10 protein-coding genes are annotated in these 9,006 nt (G+C 40.2%); all 10 read right to left on the bottom strand.

All coding sequences use genetic code 11. From position 1 onward, the window contains the following. Positions 1-212: 212 nt before the first annotated feature. A complete protein-coding gene (locus tag AB5642_RS05685) occupies positions 213-1,601 on the bottom strand; it encodes a condensation domain-containing protein (RefSeq protein WP_173718648.1) in 1,389 nt (462 codons plus the stop codon). 396 nt (positions 1,602-1,997) lie between these two features. Next, positions 1,998-2,969, bottom strand: coding sequence for an alpha/beta hydrolase (locus tag AB5642_RS05690; protein ID WP_173718649.1), 972 nt, complete (start codon positions 2,967-2,969; stop codon positions 1,998-2,000). Between the two features lie 144 nt (positions 2,970-3,113). After that, positions 3,114-4,067: a Fe-S-containing protein gene (locus tag AB5642_RS05695; protein WP_173718650.1), complete on the bottom strand. Its 954-nt coding sequence runs from the start codon at positions 4,065-4,067 to the stop codon at positions 3,114-3,116. 29 nt (positions 4,068-4,096) lie between these two features. Then, on the bottom strand, positions 4,097-5,233 hold the full coding sequence (locus tag AB5642_RS05700; RefSeq protein ID WP_173718651.1) for a Fic family protein: 1,137 nt from the start codon (positions 5,231-5,233) through the stop codon (positions 4,097-4,099). 490 nt (positions 5,234-5,723) lie between these two features. After that, positions 5,724-5,897, bottom strand: coding sequence for a hypothetical protein (locus tag AB5642_RS05705; RefSeq protein ID WP_226814914.1), 174 nt, complete (start codon positions 5,895-5,897; stop codon positions 5,724-5,726). Continuing rightward, positions 5,884-6,225 (bottom strand): nucleotidyltransferase domain-containing protein, encoded by a 342-nt coding sequence (locus tag AB5642_RS05710; protein WP_173718652.1) that lies wholly within the window; start codon positions 6,223-6,225, stop codon positions 5,884-5,886. Before AB5642_RS05710 ends, AB5642_RS05705 begins: the two co-directional genes overlap by 14 nt. A 357-nt stretch (positions 6,226-6,582) precedes the next feature. Continuing rightward, on the bottom strand, positions 6,583-6,777 hold the full coding sequence (locus AB5642_RS05715) for a hypothetical protein (protein WP_118577689.1): 195 nt from the start codon (positions 6,775-6,777) through the stop codon (positions 6,583-6,585). Between the two features lie 101 nt (positions 6,778-6,878). Beyond that, positions 6,879-7,766, bottom strand: coding sequence for a site-specific integrase (locus tag AB5642_RS05720; RefSeq protein WP_330386295.1), 888 nt, complete (start codon positions 7,764-7,766; stop codon positions 6,879-6,881). Between the two features lie 198 nt (positions 7,767-7,964). After that, positions 7,965-8,159: a zinc-ribbon domain-containing protein gene (locus AB5642_RS05725; protein WP_202017096.1), complete on the bottom strand. Its 195-nt coding sequence runs from the start codon at positions 8,157-8,159 to the stop codon at positions 7,965-7,967. A gap of 144 nt (positions 8,160-8,303) precedes the next feature. Further along, complete coding sequence (locus tag AB5642_RS05730; RefSeq protein WP_173718653.1) at positions 8,304-8,906, bottom strand: Type 1 glutamine amidotransferase-like domain-containing protein; 603 nt, start codon at positions 8,904-8,906, stop codon at positions 8,304-8,306. Positions 8,907-9,006 lie beyond the last annotated feature (100 nt).

Here is a 9,006-nt window from a genome sequence, read left to right on the forward strand (position 1 = left end):
AGTACCCTCACAGTTACGAGTCAAAATGCATTCCAAATCACCTTCGGTGATGGCATTTTGTCTTGTATGGCTCGGGATTTTGGCAAAAAACATGCCAAAACGCCTCGCGGGATACTACCTTCTGAATAGTTACTTGATTTTATTAAAAACAATGCCGACAAGTTCTCTTTAACCGTTCTTACTCCTTCAAGCTTTTTGGAACCTGTTACGCTTTATACCTGTTCCATAATCTCTCCAATGCTCATATCCGGCTCTGCAATTCCTTTAAAAAGAATACGCATCATATAATAATACAACAATTCCATGTCATGCTCCTCCAGATGCGCAGTCTGATAATGATAGGAAAAGTTCATTCCCCCATCCTCGGTATGAGATACGGTCAGATACATTTTCTTGGTTGCAGCGCCGTTTGCAAACCATTTGGCATGCTGGCGGATAGTTCCAAGCATTTCATTCTCCACCCTCACCGGCATTGGCTGATAGGTCAGATAGCAGCTTTCATAGCTGGTATGCTCCGGTATATGATATCTTTTTCTCATCTCATCCACAATAAATGCCGGGTCATAATTGCTGTGCATATAAATTCGATTCTGCATATTCTGGATTTCATAAGCTGCCGAAAGAAAATCTGTCTCTGGTGAGATCACTGTTCTGCATGGAAACATAATGGTTCGGCTTCCTCCGGAAGTCCATTCGTCATGGGTAGAACGTCTGGATATAAAATTCTGAATTGTAATATCTTCCTGTCCATTATTTACTTTTGACAAATAAGTACGGATACCAAGCAGAAGCAAATTTGTCATAGAGAGCTGATGATTCATACAGAAATCCATCAGGTTCTGTGTCGCATACGGTTCCAGATGATAATCCTTTACTGCAACAAACAGCTCGTTCATCTCAATGTCAGAAGCACGAAGCTTCGGATTTCCATGACGCTTTCTTGCTTCCTCCAATACAGATGGGCCCTGAATATCAGAATATAACGGCTCACCCAGTGCATCCAGCTGGTCATCCCAGAATTTTTTATCTTTTGCAAAACGCTTTTCATTGCCCGCCTTTGCCAGGTCTTTTTTCAGAACCGTTTCAAAATCTACCAGTTCCTGAGGGCAGGCGGTTCCATATCTGTAATGCGTATATAATTGGAACAGATCTTCGATCATAACTACAAGTCCACAGGAATCGATCAGTCTGTGATCCATATGTAAAAAGAAACCATTGTATCCTTCTGGAAGCTTCAGCATGGTAAATTCACACATGGGAATATTATTTCCGTCAAATGTTTCATATGCCCACTGCTGCATCAGCTCATCTGCCTTTGCCAGACTTTCCATTCCTGACAGATCCTTCAGCTCAATATCACGCGGGTCCTGTTTTTCGATATACTGTTTTACATTTCCCTCTTTATCCGGCTTTGTAAAACGGACTCTGGTACAACCGGAACGCTCTGTTTCCATCTGAATACATTTTTTTAATAATCCAAAATCCAGTTCTGCCTGTACAGAAGCCACAACGCTTACGCCAGATACCTGCTGTGTACCATAATCCAGTATCCAGTTGTGATGCATTTTCTGAGCTGCTGTCAAAGGATAATAATTTCTCATATAATAGATAACCTCCATTGTCCCGGTTTTCCTCTTTATCCGGAACAGAAAACATTGTATGTATGCTTCAGGTGAAAAAATATCATACCTTCTCAGGAAATACCAGTACCCTGAAGACTTAATGAACACTTTATAAAAAATTGACCGGGACTTATCATACATTTAACATAGTACATCGAATATTAAGTAACTGCCATATTGACTTGTCTGATTTTTCATCTGCTGCGTTGTCGTCAGTCGCCGTAGCCACCGCTACGCCTCCTTCCTCCGCCTTGCATATGAAGAAATCATCCTACGTCAATATGGCAGAAACTTAATTTTCGATGTACTAGCAGTTCAAAGGTATATTTCCTGCTATATACTATGTCTGATAAATCCCGGTCAGGATTTTTTCATTTAATCGTATTTTTCAAAAAATTCCATCATCTTATGCTGATACAGTTCCGGATCTGCATAGGCACTGCACAGATGCCGAGCTCCTGGTATGATCACCAGTTCCTTCTCTGCCCTGCAGAGCATATAATTCTGAAAAGAGTTATTGGGATATACATAGGTGTCCTTCTCTCCATGGAAAAAGAGAACCGGTCTTTTATTTTTTTTCATGGCTTCTGTAGTGTCTGCATCTTTCATATGAAATCCAGCCAGAAGAGAACAGAACCAGTCCAGTTCCATCAGAAGCAACGGAATATGATGCAGATGGAACCAGTTAGCGGCCATATCACGCATCTGCCGTTCCATAGACTGAAAACCACAGTCCGCAATCAGGCCTTTCACCTCCGGTGGAAGTGTATGTCCTGATGCCATCAGCACAGAAGCTGCACCCATGGACTGTCCGTACAGGTAAATCGGAAGCTTCTCTTTGTTTCGTTCAGCCATATATACTGCCCATTGCTGCACATCCCATTGTTCCTTTGCTCCAAAAGTAATATAGTTTCCCTCGCTGTCACCGCAGCAGCGATGCTCTATAAACAGGACATCACACTGATGCTCATGCAGATATTTCGCCATAAACGACAACGTGCCAAACCGGCTGCCACGATATCCATGACTTAATATGACGATCCGCTTCGCAGCTTCTGCAGGAAGATATAATGCATGCAGTTTTAATCCGTCAATACTTTTGATATAACAGTCCTGCATATTCTGTTCAAAGCACCATGCCTTACTCTCATTATATTCTCTGGCATAACCATTCTGTGGATGATTTTCCCTGATATGAGACAGTTCAAACCATTTCTTTCTTTCCTTTTTCTGCTCTCCTCTTTTGCAGCGGACCACCATGTTAAAAAAGCGCCATCCCATCTCCAGTGATCCCAGAAAAACAGCCGCCAGTATTGCGAACGGCTTAATAAATTTTTTCTTCGTCATGATTTCCTCCACAGTTCACATTTTGAATAAGAATCCTGCCCGTAAAACTTCAGTTATATCAGATAGCTTTAAGGTCTTTCACCATAGACTCAGGTGGCAGATAAGGTATCCACTTTTCAAGCTGATAGCTCTCCGATGAAGATACTATTTTACCGGACCATCCCACGATGCAAATTGATCTGCATATGTATCCAGATCTGCCACACTTACCGTCAGTTTTCCGTCTGTATTCTTATAATCTATATACATAGGATTGCACCCGCCAGTAGTTTCACCTACACTGTCTGTCGTGAATACATTTCCACAATTCTGGCATACCAGTCTTCCGTTCTGTTCCTTAAAATACGCCCTTGGCGATGGATTGCATACCTGACATGTATTAAGTGATAAGCGCGGAGTTCCATCCGAGCCTTTTACAGCAATAAGCTGGATATTGGTTCCATTGGAATCGTAATTGATATACATTGGATTCGAAGTCAATGTATCTGCATTAATTGAAATTTCACCATTCTCTACGGCAGGAGTTTCATATACCACTGTTTCCTCTTTCTCCGCATCTGATTCCGTATTTTCAGCTTCTGACGTATCCAGACTTCCAAAACCAAGCATCAGAGGAACCGTTCCCAGACTGAACATCAGCATCGCAGCCGCACCTGAGACAGGATTTCCCGATCCAAGTGCTATAATCTGCATGGACTGCATGGGGCCACACGGCATCAGCCCATTCAACAGTCCGACAAAAAACGGTCTGTTCTCTCTTCTTCTTTTCTTGTTTATTTTATCAGTCAGCCTTTGTGGAAATCTGATTTGGAACTTTCTTAATAATGTAATCCAGCCCAACATGTTTATTCCCATGATCACCATGAACAAACCCGCTATTATTTTCAATATCCCCTGCAGAAGCAGTGGAATTCCCATTCCGCCGCCTCCTGTTAACAGCATTCCCATTCCGCCCAGCAAAAAACCGATTACCGAATATGAAATCACACGTCCCGTATTATATAACAAGGATGGAAAGATTATCTTATTTTTCGGAGTTTTCCCATTGTCATCGTCTGCCACAGGAATGCACTGCGACAGATTAATCCCTCCACACATCGCTATACAATGAACAGATGTAAGAAGCCCTACTTCTTGAATTTATATCTTCCTTTTCCGTGACCGGATACCGGTTCAATAATGTCTGCCTTTACCAAATTGGAAAGAAGTTTTGAAGCACCTGAACCTTTTAGCTCAAGAAGCTCCATAACTGCACTTCTTCCAAACACCTCATCAAAACCAAATCTTTCAAAAAGTCTATGAATATGAATCGTCGTTTTTACTGAGAAATCACTACCTTTTCCGGAAAGCACACTTTCAATATCCACTTTTTTGTCTTGAATGTCCACTTTTTCATTCTCAATATCCACTTTCGAATCCCCAATGTCCACTTTTTCTTCGTTCAAAAGTCCACTTATATGAAGATTTCTATTATGAAGCTCATTTTTCTCGTTCAAAAGAAGATTTCTGAGAAATACTTCCAGATACTCTGTTGTTTCGTGAATACCTTTTTGCAGGTTCGTATAATTTGCACGGACAAGTGCATTTCTAAAATACCACGCATTTTCCGCAAAAATATCATTGGTTGCAGAAAAGCCCAGTGTCCTTAAATATTTGATAAAGAACACTGCCGTTGTTCTCGTATTGCCTTCTCCGAAGATATGGATTTGCCATAACCTTGAAACAAACACCGCAAGATGATGGATAATCTCGTCCATTGAAAGTCCTTTATAACTAAAATCTTTCTCCTGCGAAAAATCATATTCCAGTGTGGCTCTCAGTTCTGAAGCACTACCGTACATTACAGTTGCTCCATCAAGCACCCATTCTTTCTTTGTGATGTTGTAATCTCGAATCTTTCCGGCGTGTTTATAAATACCCCGAAAGAGTTTGCGGTGGATAGAGATATACTCATTTGGAGAAAATGAGAACGCTGTTTCAGAAAGAATTTCAGCAATACGGGACGAAACCTTATCAGCTTCTTCGGTACGCTCATCATCGGACAAATGCACAGGTCTTTCCTCATAGTAACTATCAATAAGGCTCTGTACTTCTTTCATTGTGATTTTGCCTTCAATATTCTGAATGGCAGTATCAATCAAATATTTAGATGGTTTGAGTCCGTCCACTGCCTGAAGTCCGATTGCCGTACTCCAAGCATATCCCTTATGAGCTTTATCCGGTTCAGACTCCCTCAAATATTCCTTAAACGGGTCTTTTTCCATATCCACTACCTCGCTTCATAGTCTTATAATTCAATCTAATTTGTGCAGACTGTCTGCGCAAATTCAAATCTGCACTATTCGCTTTTCTGCATATCCTCATCAGCTTTTGCAATCATCTGTCTGTACTGTTCTTTCACACTTTCCGGTGCAAGTATCTGTACCTTGCCATTAATCCCCCAAGGGATACTGTTTCATTCTTATTTGATATTATACTATGAATAATCTATTTTTTTCAAGATATGAGGATTCGTTCGCAACTTCTATTCGTCAAGGTGTTACTGTTCACTCCGTTCACAGTAACGCGCTTCGCGATGCACAGAAATCATGCATTCGCATGATTTCGCGCCGCAATTCTCGGGTTTTCTGTGAACTTTGTTCACAAAAAACGCCTCGCGGAACGTTACCAGTGAACAGTAACGTCAAGGTGTCACTTTTTGATAACACCTGATACTACATTTTTGAGGATAAGAAAAAGAGATGCCGAAGCACCTCAATTATGAATTGCAGACACAGCATGATAGATTCCGTAATATGCACGATTATTGGCACCACGAAACTCTTTCGCACCGAGAAGGATCTCTGCGGCTTTAATGTCACTTTGTGCCGTTTCAATTCTATACAGAACCAGATCCTTCTGTGTTCCTTTTTCATTAGGCTGCTTCAAATAGCTTTACCCCCTCTTTTTCCACGTTTGCATAAAATGGGTACACATCAACCCAATTTTGAAAATGCTGTTGACTTTTAGCTATGGGCTTTATATCAAGATCGTGATCCATATTAAAATCAAAGGTTTCACCAGATAATTCATGCCGATACTGTTTTATATCCATATCAGATAAATCCAGAAGAATCATAATATCTATATCTGAATCATCCCTGTAATCACCTCTTGCATAAGAACCATACAAAATCACCTTTTTTAAATGTTTTCCATATATTTTCTGCAAAATTTCTGTGTACTGGTCCAATAAATTTCGTGTTGTTATCGGCATAGTCCCACCTCCTGCTGCTCATTACCAGTTTCAATGCCTCTCACGGCACCTTCTGTTCAAATATAGTAGATATCTTACTTTATTATAAGCGTACCACACTCGGTTATGCAATAAGTATTTTTCTCCAAATTTAGACAAACATCTCCCACTTAATAAGGAATAAAAGCAGCCACCCTATTATTTATAGAATAGCTGCTCAGTTAAAATTCCATATTCAGTTTTATTCTACAAATCTGACAGTGAAATTCGGTCGTATGCACCATTTTCTTATCTTCTGAGTGTGGCTCCAAACCGATAATTGTAATATCTTTCTGATCTGGACCGTAAACCCAGTACATTCTCATTGCGCCACTGGTTTTATTTTCCAGATATGATTGCCACACTTTCATTCCTGTACCTGCTTTCTAATTCTGCAAAAAACTCTTTGTAATCTCTTCCTTTTCCTTTTTCAATATCATGGTAACTGTCCATTACCATCTTACGGACATCCTTCTGGTTCTCTTCCATTGCATCTATAAAATCTGATTTTCTCACTGTTGCTGTTGCTCCCATCGACAATTCCTCCTTTCAAATTATCCAATGTTTCATTCACTTGTTATAGTCTATAGCTCCATAGCTTATCTTTTGTTCCCTTTACATTTACTATAATCTTACTACCACTGCTTATGCAATAAGATTTTTTCGACAACGCCAGAAGAGAATCTCGCATCCTTTTCCTGTCTGTTTTTCCATTCCTGCTTCTTTTCTTTCAGTTTTTTCTGGAAATCATCAAACTCTGCCTGTTTTAATTCTTTTGTTACTGTCGTATATATATCAAGTGTCACATCACTTCTGCTATGACCACACAGGTTCTGTATCACTTTAATATCTACTCCTGCTTCTACCAAGCGTGTTGTAAACGTATGTCTGAGTGAGTGGCAGGAGAAGTTTGGAAGTAACACGGGATTATTTTTTTCTTTCAGGAGCTGTTTGTCATTACAGTCTCTTATAATACGCCGTAAAGCCCTATTTAGGGTTCCCTGGTTCTGCACATTACCAAAGCGGTTTACAAAAATAAAGTTGTGGTACCCGTCAATAGTTACTTTGGACTGTATTCCTGCCAGCTCCTGCATTTTTTTCTCTAACAGGAACGCATTCTTTACTTCCTCCGTCATAGGGATCTGACGCACTCCAGCTTTGGTCTTCGGAGAATGAATATCGAAATAACAGCCGTTCTCATCCCGATGTTTATAATAAACCAGCGTATGGTTCACGTCTATTATTCCAGACTTTAAGTCGATATCATTCCAACGTAACCCGGTAATTTCACCTACACGCATTCCAGTTCCCAGCATAACTGTAAAAATAGGAAGCCAATGATAATACTGTGAGTTCTCTTTGGACAAAAATTCCATAAACAGCTCCTGCTCTGGTAATGTCAAAGCGCGTCTATGTGAATCCTCATAATGATGAGAACTTTTTAATTCTTTCAGCAAATTATCTGAAATATTTCTTCTTATGTAATTGTCTTCAACAGCAAGCTGCAGAATCTGATGTATCACTGTATGAATATTATCTATTGTCGCAATCTTTAGGCCCCTTGCATTACTCTGGAGAGGGTTACGTACAAGAAAGCTGATTACTAAAGGCCTATGGATTTTTATAGATGAGTTCCAGAATCTTTCTTTGAAAGAGGATTCCGTTCTGTTAGAAATGCTGTGTGAAGCAAGAAAGTATCATGTGAATATTGTGCTGGCTACTCAGTCAATCGCTGGATACAGAAACGATATCAAAGCAGCACTGGATAAAACGGCAGTCCATTCGTGACCGCAAGCACCTTTCCACCATACTTTCTTATTCGAGCCGAAAGTTATACTGTCCGGTGTCAGTGGTAAATTCTTTTCTGACCACTCTGCAATCAATTCTGGATGTACTGCCGCTAAGCTGTTACTCATATCAAAACCTCCACTTCCTCTGTGATTAAAGTATATGAGGTTTCGGCTTTTTCTTGTAGTTTGCGAATATCCGTAAAATAGAAAAAGCCCTTTGAGAAAAGATTTCTCCTCTCTCAAAGGGCTTGATAAATGGGAATTTTCAAATTAGTCTTTGCAAATAACCTTTGAACCTTCACCATCAATTACAATTCCCTGACGGTTGTTAATCGGGCATAGATTCAAATCCGAAAACTCAGTCATTATTTTCTCGGTAACTTTCTTAAATGGTGCTGTAAGATAATGCGGAAGAACATAGAAATCAATCAAATCAAGCCCTGCATCATCTTCTTGTGAGTAGTCCTCTGGCTTTTCATCCATTTGCTCGATATATTGGATGCTTGGAGCGCATATAATTGCGCCTGCCGACTCGCCGATCATCAATTTTCCATTTGCCAATTCCTTTTTCAGTAGCCCCTCAGTTCCCGTTTTACGGAGCTGGTCCATAAGAAAGAAAGAATTTCCGCCGGTAAAATATATCACATCTGCTTCTTCAAAAACAGACTGTATCGTTGAATAAGCCTCCGTTGAAATATCAATTTCAGTTACGATTGCTCCCAACTTTTTGAATAATTTTCGAGCCGAGCCGACATAACCGGTGTAGCCTTCACGCAGTGAAGCTGTTGGAATAAATGCGACTTTCTTATTTTCAATTTCTTCCTTTATCAGACTTCCCACACTTGAAAAGTGCGAACATAAAAATAGTTTCATCAATATTCTCCTTTATAAATACCAATTGAACTAAATCGCTGCGCGATGGCCTGCGAAGGCTGTGGCGCAGTTTTCTCTTTAACTTAAAAAGGCAGTAGAT

Source organism: Ruminococcus sp. 1001136sp1_2201st1_G3_2201SCRN_220225 (genome assembly GCF_040924365.1).
Lineage (GTDB): Bacteria > Bacillota > Clostridia > Lachnospirales > Lachnospiraceae > Blautia_A > Blautia_A faecis.